Annotated in this window: 17 protein-coding genes and 1 tRNA gene; 8 read left to right on the forward strand and 10 right to left on the reverse strand. The window is 56.0% G+C overall.

Translation table 11 applies throughout. The features are described 5' to 3' along the window. Positions 1–84: 84 nt before the first annotated feature. The gene (gene mgrA / locus ACR0BD_RS17020) at positions 85–1,122 is read left to right on the forward strand and encodes an L-glyceraldehyde 3-phosphate reductase (RefSeq protein WP_480832177.1); all 1,038 of its coding nucleotides are present in this window, start codon (positions 85–87) and stop codon (positions 1,120–1,122) included. Then, positions 1,098–2,054 carry an NAD(P)-dependent oxidoreductase gene (locus ACR0BD_RS17025; protein ID WP_480832179.1) on the forward strand — a complete coding sequence of 319 codons (957 nt, stop codon included), beginning with the start codon at positions 1,098–1,100 and terminating at the stop codon, positions 2,052–2,054. Before mgrA ends, ACR0BD_RS17025 begins: the two co-directional genes overlap by 25 nt. Positions 2,055–2,086: 32 nt before the next feature. On the opposite strand, the gene ACR0BD_RS17030 is transcribed toward ACR0BD_RS17025, so the two are convergent. The 3 genes from ACR0BD_RS17030 to ACR0BD_RS17040 form a co-directional block, all read right to left on the reverse strand. Then, positions 2,087–2,623: a GNAT family N-acetyltransferase gene (locus ACR0BD_RS17030; protein ID WP_480832181.1), complete on the reverse strand. Its 537-nt coding sequence runs from the start codon at positions 2,621–2,623 to the stop codon at positions 2,087–2,089. After that, positions 2,620–3,174 carry a helix-turn-helix domain-containing protein gene (locus ACR0BD_RS17035; RefSeq protein ID WP_480832183.1) on the reverse strand — a complete coding sequence of 185 codons (555 nt, stop codon included), beginning with the start codon at positions 3,172–3,174 and terminating at the stop codon, positions 2,620–2,622. Before ACR0BD_RS17035 ends, ACR0BD_RS17030 begins: the two co-directional genes overlap by 4 nt. Positions 3,175–3,292: 118 nt before the next feature. Then, on the reverse strand, positions 3,293–4,309 hold the full coding sequence (locus ACR0BD_RS17040) for an extracellular solute-binding protein (protein ID WP_480832185.1): 1,017 nt from the start codon (positions 4,307–4,309) through the stop codon (positions 3,293–3,295). A gap of 315 nt (positions 4,310–4,624) precedes the next feature. Here ACR0BD_RS17040 and ACR0BD_RS17045 point away from each other — a divergent pair, with 315 nt between their 5' ends. Continuing rightward, positions 4,625–5,476, forward strand: coding sequence for a DUF4394 domain-containing protein (locus ACR0BD_RS17045; RefSeq protein WP_480832186.1), 852 nt, complete (start codon positions 4,625–4,627; stop codon positions 5,474–5,476). A 172-nt stretch (positions 5,477–5,648) separates the two neighbouring features. Here the strand turns inward: ACR0BD_RS17045 and ykgO are convergent, their stop codons facing one another. Continuing rightward, positions 5,649–5,774: a type B 50S ribosomal protein L36 gene (gene ykgO, locus ACR0BD_RS17050; RefSeq protein ID WP_008755722.1), complete on the reverse strand. Its 126-nt coding sequence runs from the start codon at positions 5,772–5,774 to the stop codon at positions 5,649–5,651. Positions 5,775–5,865: 91 nt separating this feature from the next. Beyond that, positions 5,866–5,940, reverse strand: a tRNA-Val gene (locus ACR0BD_RS17055). Positions 5,941–6,088: 148 nt separating this feature from the next. Between ACR0BD_RS17055 and ACR0BD_RS17060 the strand changes: the two genes are divergently transcribed. Next, on the forward strand, positions 6,089–6,949 hold the full coding sequence (locus ACR0BD_RS17060; RefSeq protein ID WP_480698164.1) for an N-formylglutamate amidohydrolase: 861 nt from the start codon (positions 6,089–6,091) through the stop codon (positions 6,947–6,949). 2 nt (positions 6,950–6,951) lie between these two features. Here the strand turns inward: ACR0BD_RS17060 and ACR0BD_RS17065 are convergent, their stop codons facing one another. After that, the gene (locus ACR0BD_RS17065) at positions 6,952–8,205 is read right to left on the reverse strand and encodes a DNA polymerase IV (RefSeq protein WP_480832188.1); all 1,254 of its coding nucleotides are present in this window, start codon (positions 8,203–8,205) and stop codon (positions 6,952–6,954) included. 349 nt (positions 8,206–8,554) lie between these two features. After that, positions 8,555–9,259 carry an orotidine-5'-phosphate decarboxylase gene (gene pyrF / locus ACR0BD_RS17070; protein WP_480698160.1) on the reverse strand — a complete coding sequence of 235 codons (705 nt, stop codon included), beginning with the start codon at positions 9,257–9,259 and terminating at the stop codon, positions 8,555–8,557. A 148-nt stretch (positions 9,260–9,407) separates the two neighbouring features. Here pyrF and ACR0BD_RS17075 point away from each other — a divergent pair, with 148 nt between their 5' ends. Beyond that, positions 9,408–9,740, forward strand: a complete 333-nt coding sequence (locus tag ACR0BD_RS17075; protein ID WP_480832190.1) for a hypothetical protein — start codon at positions 9,408–9,410, stop codon at positions 9,738–9,740. Between the two features lie 127 nt (positions 9,741–9,867). Further along, complete coding sequence (gene clpB / locus ACR0BD_RS17080; RefSeq protein WP_480698156.1) at positions 9,868–12,486, forward strand: ATP-dependent chaperone ClpB; 2,619 nt, start codon at positions 9,868–9,870, stop codon at positions 12,484–12,486. A 39-nt stretch (positions 12,487–12,525) separates the two neighbouring features. Here clpB and ACR0BD_RS17085 read toward each other — a convergent pair whose 3' ends face one another. The 3 genes from ACR0BD_RS17085 to ACR0BD_RS17095 all read right to left on the reverse strand — a co-directional run bounded on the left by ACR0BD_RS17085 (position 12,526) and on the right by ACR0BD_RS17095 (position 14,405). Then, complete coding sequence (locus ACR0BD_RS17085; RefSeq protein WP_480832192.1) at positions 12,526–13,059, reverse strand: hypothetical protein; 534 nt, start codon at positions 13,057–13,059, stop codon at positions 12,526–12,528. Between the two features lie 99 nt (positions 13,060–13,158). After that, positions 13,159–13,974, reverse strand: a complete 816-nt coding sequence (locus ACR0BD_RS17090; protein WP_480832193.1) for a cyclase family protein — start codon at positions 13,972–13,974, stop codon at positions 13,159–13,161. Positions 13,975–14,213: 239 nt separating this feature from the next. After that, entirely contained in the window at positions 14,214–14,405 is a 192-nt protein-coding gene (locus ACR0BD_RS17095) for a hypothetical protein (protein WP_480698150.1), read from the reverse strand. Positions 14,406–14,749: 344 nt separating this feature from the next. Between ACR0BD_RS17095 and msrP the strand changes: the two genes are divergently transcribed. Together msrP and msrQ are read left to right on the forward strand one after the other, a co-directional pair. Next, positions 14,750–15,652 carry a protein-methionine-sulfoxide reductase catalytic subunit MsrP gene (gene msrP, locus ACR0BD_RS17100; protein WP_480832195.1) on the forward strand — a complete coding sequence of 301 codons (903 nt, stop codon included), beginning with the start codon at positions 14,750–14,752 and terminating at the stop codon, positions 15,650–15,652. Between the two features lie 4 nt (positions 15,653–15,656). Then, positions 15,657–16,271 (forward strand): protein-methionine-sulfoxide reductase heme-binding subunit MsrQ, encoded by a 615-nt coding sequence (msrQ, locus tag ACR0BD_RS17105; protein ID WP_480832197.1) that lies wholly within the window; start codon positions 15,657–15,659, stop codon positions 16,269–16,271. The last annotated feature ends 280 nt before the right edge of the window (positions 16,272–16,551 follow it).

A 16,551-nucleotide genomic window follows, 5' to 3' on the forward strand; every position in this document is an offset into this window, starting at 1 on the left:
CCTTTGTGACGTCGCGTGGGTAGAGGTTGCCCAACACCACCACGATTGCGACGCAACAGCGGTATTTCAAACAGGACGAACCAAATGACACTTAGCCCATACGTGCCCAGTGAGACCCGCTATGCGGATATGACATATTCCTATTGTGGAAACAGCGGCCTCAAGCTGCCTGCGATCTCTTTGGGGTTGTGGCACAATTTCGGTGGAGACAGACCCCATCAGTTAAAGCAGCAGTTATGCCGCACGGCTTTTGATCTGGGCATCACGCATTTTGACCTGGCAAACAATTACGGCCCTCCCCCCGGCAGTGCAGAAGAGGCGTTCGGAGAGATTTTGAAAACCGACTTTGCCGGTTACCGGGATGAATTGGTGATCTCGTCCAAGGCCGGGTACGAAATGTGGCCGGGGCCCTATGGCGAATGGGGTAGCAGAAAATACCTGATCTCGTCCTGCGATCAGAGCCTTAAAAGAATGGGGCTGGATTATGTGGACATCTTCTATTCGCACCGGTTCGATCCCAAGACCCCGCTTGAGGAAACGATGGGTGCGCTGGATCAGATCGTCCGGTCGGGCAAGGCGTTGTATGTCGGGATATCGTCATACAACTCTCAACGCACCCGTGAGGCCGCGGCGATCCTGAAAGACCTCGGTACCCCCTGCATCATCCATCAACCCAGCTACAACATGATCAACAGATGGGTCGAAACGGATGGGCTCAAGGCGACTTTGCAAGAGCTGGGTATCGGCTCGATCGCCTTCACACCACTGGCGCAGGGGTTGCTGACGGGCAAATACCTGAGTGGCGTGCCTGAGGACAGCAGGGCGTCTGACAACAAGTCGCTGGACCCTGATCTTCTGACACAGGCGATGATCGACAACTTGCGCAAGCTGGATGAAATCGCCAAACGGCGTGGTCAGACCTTGGCGCAAATGGCGATTGCCTGGGTGCTGCGTGGTGGTGGCATCACGACTGCATTGATCGGCGCGTCCCGATCTGAGCAGATTGTCGATTGCGTGGGTGCGCTCAAGAACACGGAATTCACTGCGGAAGAACTGGCTGAAATTGACCGGTATTCTTCGAATGGTGAGGTCAATCTTTGGTCTCAGTCCTCGGACGCCTAACTTTCGGACAAGATGTCAGAAAAGGAATGAACATGAATAAACCTGTTATCGGCTTCATTGGTGTTGGATTGATGGGCCATGGCATGGCCAAGAACATCGTGGAAAAAGGCTATCCCTTGGTGGTGATGGCCCACCGAAACCGGCAACCTGTCGATGATCTTATTCAGCGTGGCGCAAGCGAGGTTTCAACGGCCCGAGAGATGGCGGAAAAATGCGACATCATTCATCTGTGCGTGTCGGGAAGCCCGCAGGTTGAGCAGCATGTTCGCGGTTCGGACGGAATTATCGCTTCGGGCAAGAAAGGGCTGATTGTCGTAGATTGCTCGACCTCTGACCCGGTTTCAACGCTGCAACTGGTCGAGGAACTGCGCGCGGCGGGCATGGACATGGCAGATGCCCCGCTGGGCCGCACCCCGGCCGAGGCTCAGGCCGGAACACTCGACACCATGGTCGGTGCCACGCCCGAAACGCTAGAGCGGATCCGGCCGGTTCTGGAATGCTGGGCCGGGTTGGTTGTGCACATGGGCGACGTTGGCACGGGCCACAAGATGAAGCTGATCAACAACTTTATCGCCATGGGCTATGCGGTCTTGTATTCCGAAGCGTTGGCCGTTGCCCGTAAGTCTGGTCTCAGCGCAGAGCAGGTGGATTCCGTTTTGCGCCCCAGCCGCTTGTCGAACGGGTTTTATGACACATTCATGAGGTGGACGCTTGATCGTGATGAAGACGCCCACCGGTTTGCGGTTACAAACGCACATAAAGACATGCGGTATCTCGCGAACCTTGCCAATAGCATCGGTGCTGTGACGCCGGTTCAGGCGACACTGCGCAATGCGTTTGCCGCCATGGAGGCGTCAGGAAAGGGCGATCACTATGTTCCGATGCTGGCCGATTTCATTGCAGAAGTGAATGGCGTGACGTCGAATGACTGAGTGCGTCAAACCCGCAAAGTGTATATGTTGCGTCAGCGCAAACTCGTGGCTGAGTTTAAGGTTTTGAACATTAAGGTCGTGGGTTCCAACCGGTTTTCAAATGGGTTGCGGCAGTAGTTCGGGATCTCTCCTGCCGTCTCAAACCCAATGGACTGGTACAGTTTGCGCGACGGGTCCGAGCTGCGCGTATCCAATACGAGCAATGAGCGATCCAACTCTCTCGCCCGCTTTTCGAGCGTTGCCATGAGCGCGCGCGCCAGCCCGCGTCGCCGCGCGCTCGGGTGTACCAGCAATTTGGCGACATCCGCCCGATGCGGCTGGTTGGGCATCTGCGCCGGGACCAGCTGAACCGTTCCCAGAATGCGCTCGGAGGTGCGATAGGCGAAAAGCTCGACCTTGCCCGAGTGTACGTCGGGCCAGACCTGCTGCAGCCAATACATGCGGGCGTCTTCGTGCGAGAAGGGCAGGATGAACCCAACGCTTGCCCCGTCATGGACACAGGCATGTAGGATGTCGGCCAGATCGCCCGTGGCTGTTGCCTGATCATCCGCTGTAAGCAGTGCAATCATATCAGCACCAGCAAATACCGCGCGCCGCGGGTTGTCGGGGTTTCAAATCTGGTCGGCCCGGAGAGATGATACCGGAGGCAGTCTCCGCCATTCAGGTCATGTGTGATACCGTCGACCGTTAAGGCCAATGCGCCATCCAACATGACGAGGTGGTGTTCCTGCCCAGGTTTTGGCGGCGCGTCGTAAGAGATCACCGTGTTTGGTGGCAGATGCCCCTCAAGTACTTCGCCATTCAGGCCCGTTGCCGGTGGGGATACGGATCGGCGTGTAAATCCGGTTTCGGGGTCGCGCCATTCGGGCTGTCGCTCAAACGGAACGCGCGGATCAAAACTGTCTTCGACCATCATCAGCAGACGCGACATTGGCAACTCGTATGCTGCACATAGTCGGCCCAGGGTTTCAGCCGTGGGGCTGACATCGCCTTTTTCCATACGAGACAACGTGGCCCGGCTGACGCCGCTGTGTTGGGCGAGATGATCCAGCGACCAGTTCCGCGCATGACGGAGCTCGCTCAGACGGCTTGCCAGACGGTTGGAAAGGTTATCAAGCATTGTCCATATATGAGATAATTAGCCGAATATGGGAAATATGATTTAAATTAAATAGTGATGCAATAGAAAAAGGGCGCAGCATGCTGCGCCCTTTTTCCTAGCCTTGAGTGTCAGCGGATTACTTCCAACCGACTTCGTTGAAGATCTTCTGAGCCTCTGGAATGTTCTTGGCTACATCCGACAGGTTGACTTCGTCGGCTTTGAATGTGCCCAAAGAGGCCACGTTGTCGGCCAGTGCCACGCCCTCAACGGCGGGGAATTCGTCGTTACCGTTCGAGAAATACACCTGCGCCTGTTCGCCTGCCAGATACTCCAGGAACTTGACGGCGTTGTCCTTGTTGGGGGCATGCGCCGCGACACCAGCACCGGACAGGTTCATATGGGCACCTTCCGCGTCTTGCGCCGGGAACTGCACGCCGATCATGTCGATATCGGCGCTCAGGCCTTTGACGTCTTTGCGCAGGGCGCGTGCAAAGTAGTAGGAGTTCGAAACGGCGATCTCGCATTCACCCGAAACGATGCCGCGCAGTTGGTCCGTGTCACCGCCCTGAGGTTCGCGCGCCATGTTGGCGACAATGCCTTCGGCCCAGGTCTTGGCGGCTTCGGTCCCGTGATTGGTGATGATGGCAGCCAGCAGCGTTTGGTTATAAGTGTTGCTGGATGAGCGGATGCATACCAAACCTTTGTATTCCGGCTTGGCCAGATCAAGATAGTTTGCCGGCGGGTTTGCCACCTCGGCTTTGTCAAAGAATATGATCCGGGCGCGTTGCGAGAAACCGTACCACTGATTGTCTTCGTCCTGCAGGTTGGCCGGGATGCGATCTTCCAGAACAGCGCTGTCTACGGCTTGCAGAATACCTGCGTTTTTGGCCCGCGCCAGACGCGAGGTGTCAACGGTCAGCAGAATGTCTGCAGGTGAGTTCGCACCCTCGGCTTCCATCCGCGCGATAAGCTCGTCTGCTTTACCTTCAATGCGGTTGATCGTGATACCGGTGGCTTCTTCGAAATCGGAATACAGGCGCTCATCCGTGTCATAGTGGCGCGACGAATACAAATTCAGCTCGCCCTCAGCGGCGGCAGACGTTGCGATCAGAGCTGTGAGTGTGGCGGCGATACAGGTAGAGGATTTCAGCATGATGTGTCCCAACAGTGAATATCGTGGCGGGGATAACCCGACTGATTTGGTCAATTAAACGATTCTGGGCGAGATGCAAGTAAATCCGAGTAAATTAGTTGGTCAAAGTTTGATCTAAAGACCAAAGCACAAGCCTGCAAGGTTCCGTACTGGGTCAGCGCAGTCTTCCAGGCCGATCGCGCAATTATTCAATAACGATCCTTCACATTAAAATGCTGTGACGCTCACGGTTTCCGGCACCATTTGTTCCCGCATCGTGAACACCCCGTGACTGGCCGAGAGCCGGGCAACGGGCCTTTAAAAAGGACCAACAGTATGTTGAAAAAAGCACTTCTCGCCTCGGCTTTTTCGCTGGTTTCTGCCGCCGCAAGTGCGGGCGACAAATCAGCAACCGCAGGATATGCACTGGCAGATTCCGGCAAAACGCTGGTTGTCATGTCGGACCTGAAAAAGCCGGGTTCGGTTTCGAAGGTCGAGCTTAAGAAAGAAGTCCGGGCCATTGCCTGGCGGCCTGTCACCGGTGAGCTTTTGGGTTTCGCAAATGGTCATGTCTATGCCATCGACACCAAAAGCGGCAAAATGAAGGACCTCGGTGCCAGCTTTAAAGAAGGCGCAAAGATTGCCGCTGATGCGGCCGTTGCTTTTGACTTTAACAACAAGATCGATGCTGTTCGGGCGGTATCATCGGCCGGGGACAACCTTGTATATTTCCCGGAAGGTTTTGGCGACAACGATGAAAGAGCGGGCTCCGTGCGTCGGTTCACCGATCTGGCCTATGCTGAAGGTGACAGCATGCACGGCAAGACACCTGGTATCTTTGCGAATGCCTATACCAATGCCATCCATGGGAAAAAGGCGGGCGACACGTTCCAATACGCCTTGGATGCTGAAACGAATGCGCTGGTAAGCCTTGCCAACAACGCCGGGACATTGGCCACGATCGGGCAAGTCACGGTCGATGGGAAAACGGCTGATCTGGCACCGTTGGGCGGCTTCGATATCGTCTCGACCAAGGAAGGCGACAATGCGGGTTATGCGATTCTGCAGTTGGAGGACGCAAAGACCGCCGGTCTCTACAAGATCGACCTGAGCAGCGGCGCAGCCACGCTTGTCGCTGATTTGGGTCTGAGCGGTGTGACTGGATTTGCTGCGGGAAAGCAGAGCTAAGTCTCTTCAAACTTGAACGGGCAGGCAAAAGGGGCGGCAGTTATGCTGCTCCTTTTTTCTTTATGCGGTTTGCTTTTGCGGCCCACAGTTCCGGTTGGGGCCTGAACCTAACCCGAGGCACAAAAAAACCGCACCAGATGGCGCGGTTCTTTCAAACTGGTATGTGCAGTTCTTAGCCCTGACGAGCTTTGAACTTGCGCTGCGTCTTGTTGATCACGTAGACGCGGCCTTTGCGACGCACAATACGGCAATCACGGTGCCGGTTCTTGAGCGAGCGGAGCGAGTTCTTGACCTTCATGGGTCTGTCTCCAATCTGCGGCGCCTTCATCAAGGACGTGGCCAGCGCCTGGGTTAGCGGGTGCCCCGGAAAATCCGGAACAGTGAAACGATGGTGGGCGGTACAAGGATCGAACTTGTGACCCCTTCGATGTCAACGAAGTGCTCTACCGCTGAGCTAACCGCCCACGTAACCTTTGCGAACCCTGCCCCACAACGAAATGGGGCGCGGAACTCCGCGCCGGTAGCGGGGTCTATAAAAGGAGTCGCAAAGGGGTTCAAGGGGTTTGGTATAACTATTTTCCGGTCTATGTTCAGACCGAACAAGGAGTCACCATGCAGAACGCCGCCTATGTATTGGATATGCCCGTAAAGCGCACGTCTTGCGTTGTGTTTTCGTCGCCCCACAGTGGCCGGCATTACCCAGAGTCATTGATGCAGCGCACAATTCTGAGCCGTGATGTGATTCGATCTTCTGAGGATGCTTTTGTCGATCAACTGTTCCTGCCAGCGGCGGATTTTGGGGCGCCGCTGATCTCAGCAACCAAACCCAGGGCTTATCTGGACCTTAACCGAAGCCCCGAAGAACTGGACCCCGCTTTGGTTCAAGGTGCACGTCGGCAAGGGCACAATCCACGGGTCGCATCTGGCTTGGGTGTTATCCCGCGTGTGGTGTCCAATGGTCGCGCGATTTACCGCGGTAAACTGACAATGGACGAAGCGCGGTTGCGCATCGACACATGCTGGCGACCCTATCATGCAAGGCTTAAGTCTTTGTTGGCAGATTCGCACAAAGCCTTCGGGCAGGCGATTTTGATCGACTGCCATTCCATGCCCCATGAGGCCGTTGCCATGGCAAGCACGCCAAATTCCCGACGACCGCAGATCGTATTGGGGGATCGGTTCGGCGCGTCCGCTTCGGGTGAGGTGGTCGACCGCATCGAGGCCGCGTTTGTTGCAGCGGGCTTGACAGTTGTTCGGAATGCACCCTTCGCCGGAGCCTATGTTACGCAAACCTATGGCAGACCGGGTCGCAACCAGCACGCCGTGCAGATCGAAATAGACCGCTCGCTTTATATGGATGAGGCACGGATTGAGCCGAACGGGAACTTTGCTGCCTTTCGCGAGGTGCTTCGAAAGGTGATACAGGATATCGCGCAAATTGGGGAAGAGCCGCTTAGACTGGCGGCAGAGTAAACCTAGCGCAAAGCCCGGCCTTTCACGATCGCGTCTGTTCCGAACTTACGACGAATTTCATCTGTCGCCCTCTCGGCCTGAGAACGGCGCGCGGCACCGGGGTCAAGTAAGTCACCCGTGATGTCGGCCTGATCCTCTGAACATAAATCAGACAACCCACAACCCAGCAGCCGATAGGGGCCCTGATCGCCAACCTGATCGAACAGCGCACGCGCGGTACGGTAGATGCGGTCTGCGATCTGGGTCGCGTCGCGCAATGAAACGCGGCGCGTTATGATCTTGTGATTGGCTTGCTTCAGCTTCAATGTCACAACGCGGCCAGCCAAACCCTTGGCTTTGGCGCGGTCGGCCACCTTTTCTGACATACGCCATAAATGCCCATCCAGAATATCAAGACTGGCAGTGTCCTCGAAAAAGGTGGTTTCGTTGCTGATCGACTTCATCGGTTCATGGGCGGATACGCGGCGTTTGTCCTGACCGCGCGCAAGATGCCATAACCGGTATCCCATCGACCCGAACCGAGCGGTCAGCGCCTCTTGGTCCCAGCGCAACAGGTCCGAAAAAGAACGGATGCCAGCCCGGTCCAGCGACTCCTGAGCCGCCGGGCCGATCCCCCAAATCAGTCGTACAGGTTTGTCGTGCAAAAACGCGGCTGTCTCTTCTTTTCCGATAACCGAAAACCCGCGCGGCTTATCCAGATCCGAAGCGACCTTGGCGAGAAACTTGTTGTGCGACAGACCGATGGACCCGGTCACACCCAATTCAGTTTTCATGCGTTTGACTAGGCCCGCCAACATAACCGCAGGCGGAGCACCATGCAGGCGTTCCGTGCCGGACAGGTCCATAAACGCCTCGTCCAGCGAGAGAGGTTCGACCACTGGGGTCAGTTCATCCATCATTTTGCGGATTTCGCGCGAAACCTCGGCGTATACCGACATGCGCGGTTTGATCACCACCGCTTCGGGGCAAAGTTGCAGCGCCTTGAACATTGGCATGGCCGAACGCACGCCCCGTATTCGGGCCACGTAGCATGCCGTAGATACAACGCCACGTCTGCCCCCGCCGATGATAACGGGTTTGTCGGCCAATTCCGGATTGTCACGTTTCTCGACCGAGGCATAGAAGGCGTCGCAGTCCATATGTGCGATCGCCAGATCGAAAAGCTCGGGATGCGACTTCACCCGAGGGCTGCCGCAGGCCGGGCAACGGTGTTCATCCATCAATTTGGTCAGGCAATCTCGGCAGAGACCGGGCATCGGGGTCTTTCCGCGTTCAGTTCTGGCAATTTGACCATAGCAAGCCACGCCCCAAGCAAAAACCCGGGATGGAGACGAACGCATAATTTTCTGGAAAGAAGACCCCCCGCATAGGGCGGGGGGAGGTGACGGACCTCAGGAAGAAACGGTCCGCGGGGAGTATCACGATGACAGAATCGCTGAAAACGCGGCGTTTCGATAGGATTTGGATCACACAAGGAAAACTCGTGTTTTTCCTGTGTGTTTTGGGGCACAGGGTCGATTTGGCGCGGTTTTGTGAAAAGTGACGTAAGGTCAACTGCTTGCGTGCGAAAACCCGGATATTTGGCAGGAAAACCGTTTTTGTCCGTCAGTGCCGCTGCAAAGAATTTAACTCGGCAAGAACCGCTTCTGCGGCCGATTTTGGGTCTTCGGCCTGATAAATCGGGCGTCCCACGACGATATGATCCGCCCCGTCGCCGATCGCGCTGGCGGGTGTTGCGACTCGTTTCTGATCCCCTAGGGCTGCGCCGGCCGGGCGCACGCCCGGCGTCACGATCAATCGTCCTTCGGCTTGTGGCAACGCGCGGATCAGTGCCGCCTCTTGTGGGCTGGCGATAACACCGTCGGCCCCAGCCTCAAGCGCCTTGGCGGCCCGTTCCACAACAAGGTCCTGCACGTCGCCCGCCTTTAACAAGCTGGCATCCAGATCGTCCCTGTTCAGTGAGGTCAGAATGGTCACAGCCAGGATTTTCAGATCCTTGCCCGAGGCACCCTCTTTCGCTGCGCGCACCACATGTGGGTCACCGTGGACTGTCAGGAAATCCAAATCAAACTGCGCCAGACCACGCACGGCGTTTTCAACTGTGTTCCCGATGTCGAACAGTTTCATGTCCAGAAATATGCGCTTGCCGTGATCCTGTTTCAGTTCATTGGCAAGTGCCAAGCCTCCGCCAGTCAACATGCCCAGGCCGATCTTGTAGAAGGAGACGCTATCGCCCAGCCGCTCTGCCATGGCCAGACCTTGCAAGGCATTCGGGACGTCGAGGGCTACGATCAGGCGGTCGTCAGACATGGGGCGTGCTCCGTTTTTTTTTGGCAAACGTGTGCGTCCTAACGGGTTCGGGCTGTTCTGTCCATGCAAGACATCCGTGTGATTCAGATCACGGCAGAAAAGCAGATATGTGTTACAGTATGGGGTACTTGGAAAAGCGGGTTTGAGAATGAAACTGAACGCGAGTGTGCCGCTGGCATTAATGTCCGCTGCGATCCTGTTGGGGTGTCAGGATATGCCGTTGGAAACCGAGGCTGGCGATACGGTTGTCAGGTCGCCCACCAACGAGGATTTGCGCCTGCTTCGTGGGTACAGGTCCACGGATGACGACTGCCAAATCACAGGGGAAACCGCCTTTACCGTGGATTTTCTTGATGATGCCGCCGATCTGGTTTCCTGCCCGACAGGGGGTAGCGCCGCGCAGTCATTGGTCGACATGTACGGTGCGCGCAAGGTGGCAGAAACGGGTGGGTACACGGCATATAGTGTACCGCGAAGATGACGCAGTAATTAGCAAGATCAGCCTCTTGAACCGGGTGGGATATTTCCCAAATTGAATGTGAGGCCTCAATCGATACGTGCCGCCTGGCGGGCGCATCAAACCGGGGCGCTTAGAGAAGGAGAGCAAAATGGACTTGAACAAGTTCACCGAGCGGGCGCGGGGTTTCGTGCAAGCGGCGCAGACCATTGCGATGCGGGAAGAGCATCAGCGCCTGACGCCTGAACACTTATTGAAAGCATTGATGGATGACGATCAGGGGCTGGCCAGCAACCTGATCACACGGGCAGGTGGCGCGCCCAGCCGTGTGGTGAATGCGCTGGACGCCTCGATGGCACGTATCCCTAAGGTCAAGGGCGATACAGGTCAGGTCTATCTGGACGGCCAGACTGCAAAGGTGCTCGCCGAGGCAGAAAAGATCGCAACCAAGGCTGGCGACAGCTTTGTACCTGTCGAACGTATTCTGATGGCGCTGTGCATGGTTAAGTCCAAGGCAAAGGACGCTTTGGAAGATGGTGCGGTCACTGCGCAGAAACTCAACGAAGCGATCAATGATATCCGAAAAGGCCGGACTGCCGACACCGCGTCTGCCGAAGACGGTTATGATGCGCTCAAGAAATACGCGCGCGATCTGACTGAGGCGGCGGCCGAAGGCAAGATCGATCCGATCATTGGGCGCGATGAGGAAATCCGCCGCTCGATGCAGGTTCTGTCGCGTCGGACCAAGAATAACCCCGTGCTGATTGGTGAGCCCGGCGTGGGTAAAACCGCGATCGCCGAGGGCATGGCCCTGCGCATCATCAACGGTGACGTGCCGGAATCGCTGAAAGACAAGAAGCTGCTTGCGCTCGACATGGGCGCGCTGATTGCCGGTGCGAAGTACCGGGGTGAGTTCGAAGAACGCCTCAAGGCCGTGCTGACCGAAGTGACTGAGGCTGCGGGTGAGATCATCTTGTTTATTGATGAGATGCACACGCTGGTGGGCGCTGGGAAGTCCGACGGCGCGATGGATGCCGCCAACCTGATCAAGCCTGCGCTTGCCCGGGGTGAACTGCATTGTATTGGCGCGACCACGCTGGATGAGTATCGTAAATACGTCGAAAAAGACGCGGCCCTTGCGCGTCGGTTCCAGCCTGTGATGGTGCAGGAGCCAACGGTCGAGGACACGATCAGCATCCTGCGCGGAATCAAGGAAAAATATGAGCTGCACCATGGCGTGCGGATTTCGGACTCGGCGTTGGTGTCGGCAGCGACGCTCTCGCATCGCTATATCACCGATCGTTTCCTGCCCGATAAAGCCATCGACCTTGTCGATGAAGCCGCGTCGCGTCTGCGGATGGAAGTCGATTCCAAACCCGAAGAGTTGGATCAGTTGGATCGCCAGATCCTGCAGATGCAGATCGAGGAAGAGGCGCTGAAACTCGAAGATGACGCGGCCTCGAAAGATCGTCTGGAAACCTTGCAAAAGGATCTGGCTGATTTGCAGGAGAAATCCGCTGAGATGACCGCCCAATGGCAAGCTGAACGTGACAAGCTGGCTGGAGCACGTGATCTGAAAGAACAGCTCGACAAGGCGCGGGCTGATCTTGAGATCGCCAAGCGCGAAGGCAACCTCGCCAAGGCGGGTGAGCTGTCCTATGGCGTCATCCCCCAGCTTGAAAAACAGTTGGCCGACGCCGAGAACAGCGAAAGCAACGCGATGACGGCGGAAGAAACGGTGCGTCCCGAGCAAATCGCTTCGGTGGTTGAACGCTGGACAGGAATTCCGACCGCCAAGATGCTGGAAGGTGAGCGCGAGAAACTGCTGCGGATGGAAGATGATCTGCATTCCCGCGTGATCGGTCAGGATGCAGCGGTAACCGCCGTTGCCAACGCGGTACGTCGTGCGCGTGCGGGTCTGAATGACGAGAACCGCCCGCTGGGTTCGTTCCTGTTCCTCGGGCCGACCGGTGTGGGAAAGACCGAGTTGACCAAGGCCGTGGCGAACTTCCTGTTCGACGACGATAACGCGATGGTGCGCATCGACATGTCCGAGTTCATGGAGAAACACGCAGTCGCCCGTCTTATCGGCGCGCCTCCGGGCTATGTGGGCTATGACGAAGGCGGTGTGCTGACCGAAGCCGTGCGGCGCAGACCCTATCAGGTTGTGCTGTTCGATGAGGTCGAAAAGGCGCATCCGGATGTGTTCAACGTGCTGCTGCAGGTTCTGGACGATGGCGTGCTGACCGATGGTCAGGGCCGCACCGTGGACTTCAAGCAGACGCTGATCATCCTGACGTCGAACCTCGGGAGCCAAGCGCTTAGCCAGTTGCCCGAAGGGGCCGACAGCGCGCAGGCGCGGCGCGACGTGATGGATGCGGTTCGGGCGCATTTCCGGCCCGAATTCCTGAACCGTCTGGATGAGACCATCATCTTTGACCGCCTCAAGCGGGCCGATATGGACGGCATCGTGGATATCCAGATGGCACGCCTGCAAAAACGTCTGGCCGCCCGCAAGATCGAGCTTGCCCTGGACGATGGCGCAAGGGAATGGCTGGCCGATGAAGGCTATGACCCGGTCTTTGGCGCGCGTCCCTTGAAACGCGTGATCCAACGTGCGCTTCAGAACCCGCTGGCCGAGGCTTTGCTGGCTGGTGAGATCAAGGATGGCGAAACGGTTCCGGTTTCCGCCGGATCGGACGGTTTGATCATCGGAGATCGTTTGGGTACATCCGATCGCCCAAGACCGGATGATGCCGTCGTTCATTAATGAAGGTAAATGTGAAACCCGCCGTCTTGGCGGGTTTCTTTATGTCGAAGATCCCAGACCATTGTTTAGGTAATCTGTAATCACCTTCATCCAGACTTGTGCTTTCTTCATGGAAAACTGCGCGGTAAACCGCACCTTGACGATACAGTTATCTACAACCCCCAGTGCCAGTAATTCAGAGATCCCATCCGAAGCTTCAGCTTGGGCGCGCAAAGGCAGGATTTGAGATGCGTCCCGCATCTGGTAGGCATGAATTTCGCCCAATTCAGCGCCGCGTTTGCTTGTGATAGTGGCAATATCTCTGGCAGATTGGGTAAAGCTTTCCATCGCTGTCTCGGGATCAATGACTTGTTGTTGGTGATCGTACAAAAATACGGTCAACTTCGAACTGGGGTCAGCAAAAGTAACTGAATAACCGAGGCCCGGGTGATCATCCTCAAACCTATGTTCGCCAACTTGATTGAGATCGCTTAGAATCTGGGGTGTCTTTTCAAATAACGTAGTACAAGACTTAAGGTCAGCGGCTGCAGGAGAGGCAAAAAGGACGGAAATAATCAGAAAAACTCGAAACATGGTTGGTTTATTCGTTTTTTACGCGCTTTGGGGCAATCCTCTATCAAACCACGTTACTTGATGGTTGCGGGCGATCAAGAAAAACCGCCCGCCGTTGTGTCAAACCATCGCAAAAATCCGCGCTGGGCCTCCGGTGCCGCCTTTGTGTTTCGGTGCGCCGATTACCAGTGTCGCGCCTGCTGCTGGCACTCGGTCCAGGCCCGCGATGTTCTCGATGCCAAAGCGGCCTGTAGGCAGCCATGCATAATGTGTCGCGAAATCGCTCGAGATGCCATTATCCAGCGACAGCGTATCTGACGCGATCGACCGCGCACCTGTTTCTTCGATCAGCATTTGTGCCGCCTCGACGTGGAAGCCGGGGTAATGCTGGGCCTGTCCGTCAAATCCACGGTAGGCGTCGCTGTCGGCTTTGGCTGCCCATCCCGAATGCAAGGCCACGCACGCCCCGTCCGGAATGTCGCCATGCGCCGACATCCATACTTTGAGGTCGTCAGGCGTCAGCAAAGTGTCGGCGTCATCTGCCGCACGGGCTGCGATATCGACAACACATAGCGGCGCAACCAGATCCGATACCGGTATTTCATCGACAGCCGTTCCATCGGCCGAGAAATGCAGCGGTGCATCAATATGTGTTCCGGTATGTTCGTTCACAGTCATGCGCTGCAGGTTGAAGCCGTGTTCGCCGAAATTGAACACCTGCTCGGACGCATAACCGGGCTCACCGAAGTAGGTCGGGAAATCTGCGCTCAGCGTGTGGGTCAGGTCCTCGACCTTGCCATGGCCAGCTGCCATCGCCATTGGTGCGGTCGCGCTTGTTGCGGCGACTGCCACGCCCGAGGCGGCTGCGGCTTTGAAGAAACCTCTTCTCGACAGCATACGGTCCTTGACCGCGTTCATCACACAGATGTCACACATTCGTCTTCTCCCTTTAGGCTATCCCGGTCATCGGGTTGCAACAGGTCGGTGTCCCAGACCTGATCAGCCAGACTCTATGCCGGACGATGACCTTGTAAAGACTGCGTTTGTCCCGCGGCTTGGGATTTGGGGCGTACGGCTTCAACTCCACGTGATTGGTTTTGTGTTTCCAGTTTCTGAAAACGAAAAGAGCCCGCCGGAAAGGCAGGCTCTTTGGATTGCATCTTTGGCAGTCTGAGTTAAGCGCCTGTTGGCAGAGCGTTCAGATCCTGTGCATTGGAATCGTTCAAACGGTTGTCGTCGCCGATTTCTTCGCAAGTCACGGGAAACGTCTCATTCGCGTCGCATCCTGAGATGGGGTAGGTGTCTTTTTCTCCGCATGCAGCAATTAGCAAGGCCAAAGCCATGCCGGTAACCAGTCGCAGTTTCATGTTTGCTCCTTTCCGGTCATTTCACTGTCCATTTTGCGCGTGTTTTTGGGTCGCATTCATAACGACTCATCTTTTCTTTCTCTGCGCGAATTCATTTTAAACCCAGATGGTTATGGCAACCAGTGTTGTTGCTGTAATTGACGTTAGGTTTCGCGAGAAACTCTTGTGGACGACGCGCTTAAGTAGGGTCTGCGGGACACCCTTTGCGCGGTCGCACCGTGTGTCATTATTGGATCCGCTTTGATTCATTACAGCCACTTCGCCCAATCGTGACGCATGTTGCCTTTGTCCTGTGCTAAGAGCGCACTAACTGACACTTAAGGCGAATGAAATCGGAGACTTAAATGGCGCATCGCTGGATCAACAATTTGACGCGTGCTGACGTTACCCCGCGGGCAGCGTTCCTGAACCGGCGACAGGTCATGGCCGGGATGGCAGGTGTCGGATTGGCGGGCATGGCGCGCGGTGCGTCGGCGCAGGAAGCGCTTGAGCCGAATACGTGGGAAGACATTACATCCTACAACAACTATTACGAATTCGGCACGCGCAAGGATGATCCTGCCAAATACGCGCACACATTGGTGACCGAACCCTGGAGCATCAAAATCGACGGCCTCGTCGACCGCCCGGGCGACTATGACTTCAAAGAGGTCATGTCCGAGATGACGGTCGAAGAACGTATCTATCGTTTTCGCTGTGTCGAAGCTTGGTCCATGGTCGTGCCGTGGAATGGGTTTGAGCTGGCCGATTTACTGAACTTGGCAGGTGTGCAGGAAGGCGCGAAATATGTGGCCTTTGAAACTGCATATCGACCTGATGAAATGCCGGGTGTTCAGTTCCCAGTTCTGGAGTGGCCCTATCGGGAAGGCTTGCGGCTGGATGAGGCCTTACATCCGCTGACGATCATGGCCACCGGAATCTATGATCGCCCGATCCCCAACCAGAACGGAGCACCTCTGCGTCTGGTCGTACCTTGGAAATATGGGTTCAAGTCGATCAAGTCGATTGTCCGCATCACTCTTACAGACGCCGAGCCCCCGACCAGCTGGAATATGGCGAACCCGCGTGAATATGGATTCTTCAGCAATGTGAATCCCAACGTTGATCATCCACGGTGGTCGCAGGCCTCAGAGCGCGTGATAGGCGGAGGGCTTTTCGCCAAGCGCATTCCCACATTGATGTTCAATGGTTACGAAGCCGACGTTGCCGGTCTTTACGAAGGTATGGACCTGTCGACTTACTATTAATGTCATGCAGACGGTGAATCAGATACTTCGTCGGATACCTGTATGGGTCGTTTATGCGTTGGGCGCGCTTCCAGCGCCCTGGCTATTCTATCAGGGTTTGACGGGTGGCCTTGGTGTTGATCCGATCGAAGCGCTGGAACATCGCTATGGCGAATTGGCATTGCAACTCTTGATTGCTGTGCTGGCTGTTTCCCCACTGCGCAGGTTTTTTGGTTTGAACCTGCTCAAGTTCAGGCGTGCGCTTGGGGTGCTTACATTCTCTTATGTAACCCTGCACCTCTTGGTATGGCTGGTTCTGGACGTTCAGCTACTTGGTCAGATCTGGGCTGATATCCTGAAGCGACCTTATATTACGGTCGGGATGGCGGCATTCATTTTGATGGTGCCTTTGGCCGCGACGTCCAACAATCTGTCTGTCCGGCGTTTAGGCCCGCGTTGGCGTAGCCTCCAACGCCTCGTCTACCCGGCCGCGGTTTTGGGCGGACTGCATTATGTCATGCTTGCAAAAGGGTTTCAGATCGAACCTTTGGTTTACTTGACTGTGATACTGGGCCTGATCGCGCTGCGTTTGCCGATACCGGAGGTACTGACTCGGGGCCGCAGAGCCGACTCTGCCTGACTCGTTGCCGAGTCTGTGTGTAACCCTGTGCAAAAGTCAGCTTTCCGTGCTTGTCGATCGGCGACATGGTTGTGTCTGTCGAATTATAATCACCCAAATAACTGATAATAAATAATAAAAAAGAAAAAGAAAGTTTTTCCCGGATTCTATATTTTTTCGCTTGCGGCCATTGGGCGTAAACCTTAGAACCCCCTTCACCGGCGCTGTTGAGGTGCTGGGACGCGGCGGAAGCGGCGGAGACGCATCGGAGAGACGGTGGGCATCTAGGGTTATTGATTAG

It is taken from the genome of Ruegeria sp. G5 (assembly GCF_056533365.1).

Bases quoted from the DNA above. Each gene is read 5' to 3' on its own strand.
- mgrA (WP_480832177.1), top strand. From the start codon at position 85: ATGACACTTAGCCCATACGTGCCCAGTGAGACCCGCTATGCGGATATG.
- ACR0BD_RS17030 (WP_480832181.1), bottom strand. From the start codon at position 2,623: ATGATTGCACTGCTTACAGCGGATGATCAGGCAACAGCCACGGGCGAT.
- ACR0BD_RS17035 (WP_480832183.1), bottom strand. From the start codon at position 3,174: ATGCTTGATAACCTTTCCAACCGTCTGGCAAGCCGTCTGAGCGAGCTC.
- ACR0BD_RS17040 (WP_480832185.1), bottom strand. From the start codon at position 4,309: ATGCTGAAATCCTCTACCTGTATCGCCGCCACACTCACAGCTCTGATC.
- ACR0BD_RS17045 (WP_480832186.1), top strand. From the start codon at position 4,625: ATGTTGAAAAAAGCACTTCTCGCCTCGGCTTTTTCGCTGGTTTCTGCC.
- ykgO (WP_008755722.1), bottom strand. From the start codon at position 5,774: ATGAAGGTCAAGAACTCGCTCCGCTCGCTCAAGAACCGGCACCGTGAT.
- ACR0BD_RS17060 (WP_480698164.1), top strand. From the start codon at position 6,089: ATGCAGAACGCCGCCTATGTATTGGATATGCCCGTAAAGCGCACGTCT.
- ACR0BD_RS17065 (WP_480832188.1), bottom strand. From the start codon at position 8,205: ATGCCCGGTCTCTGCCGAGATTGCCTGACCAAATTGATGGATGAACAC.
- pyrF (WP_480698160.1), bottom strand. From the start codon at position 9,259: ATGTCTGACGACCGCCTGATCGTAGCCCTCGACGTCCCGAATGCCTTG.
- ACR0BD_RS17075 (WP_480832190.1), top strand. From the start codon at position 9,408: ATGAAACTGAACGCGAGTGTGCCGCTGGCATTAATGTCCGCTGCGATC.
- clpB (WP_480698156.1), top strand. From the start codon at position 9,868: ATGGACTTGAACAAGTTCACCGAGCGGGCGCGGGGTTTCGTGCAAGCG.
- ACR0BD_RS17085 (WP_480832192.1), bottom strand. From the start codon at position 13,059: ATGTTTCGAGTTTTTCTGATTATTTCCGTCCTTTTTGCCTCTCCTGCA.
- ACR0BD_RS17090 (WP_480832193.1), bottom strand. From the start codon at position 13,974: ATGTGTGACATCTGTGTGATGAACGCGGTCAAGGACCGTATGCTGTCG.
- ACR0BD_RS17095 (WP_480698150.1), bottom strand. From the start codon at position 14,405: ATGAAACTGCGACTGGTTACCGGCATGGCTTTGGCCTTGCTAATTGCT.
- msrP (WP_480832195.1), top strand. From the start codon at position 14,750: ATGGCGCATCGCTGGATCAACAATTTGACGCGTGCTGACGTTACCCCG.
- msrQ (WP_480832197.1), top strand. From the start codon at position 15,657: ATGCAGACGGTGAATCAGATACTTCGTCGGATACCTGTATGGGTCGTT.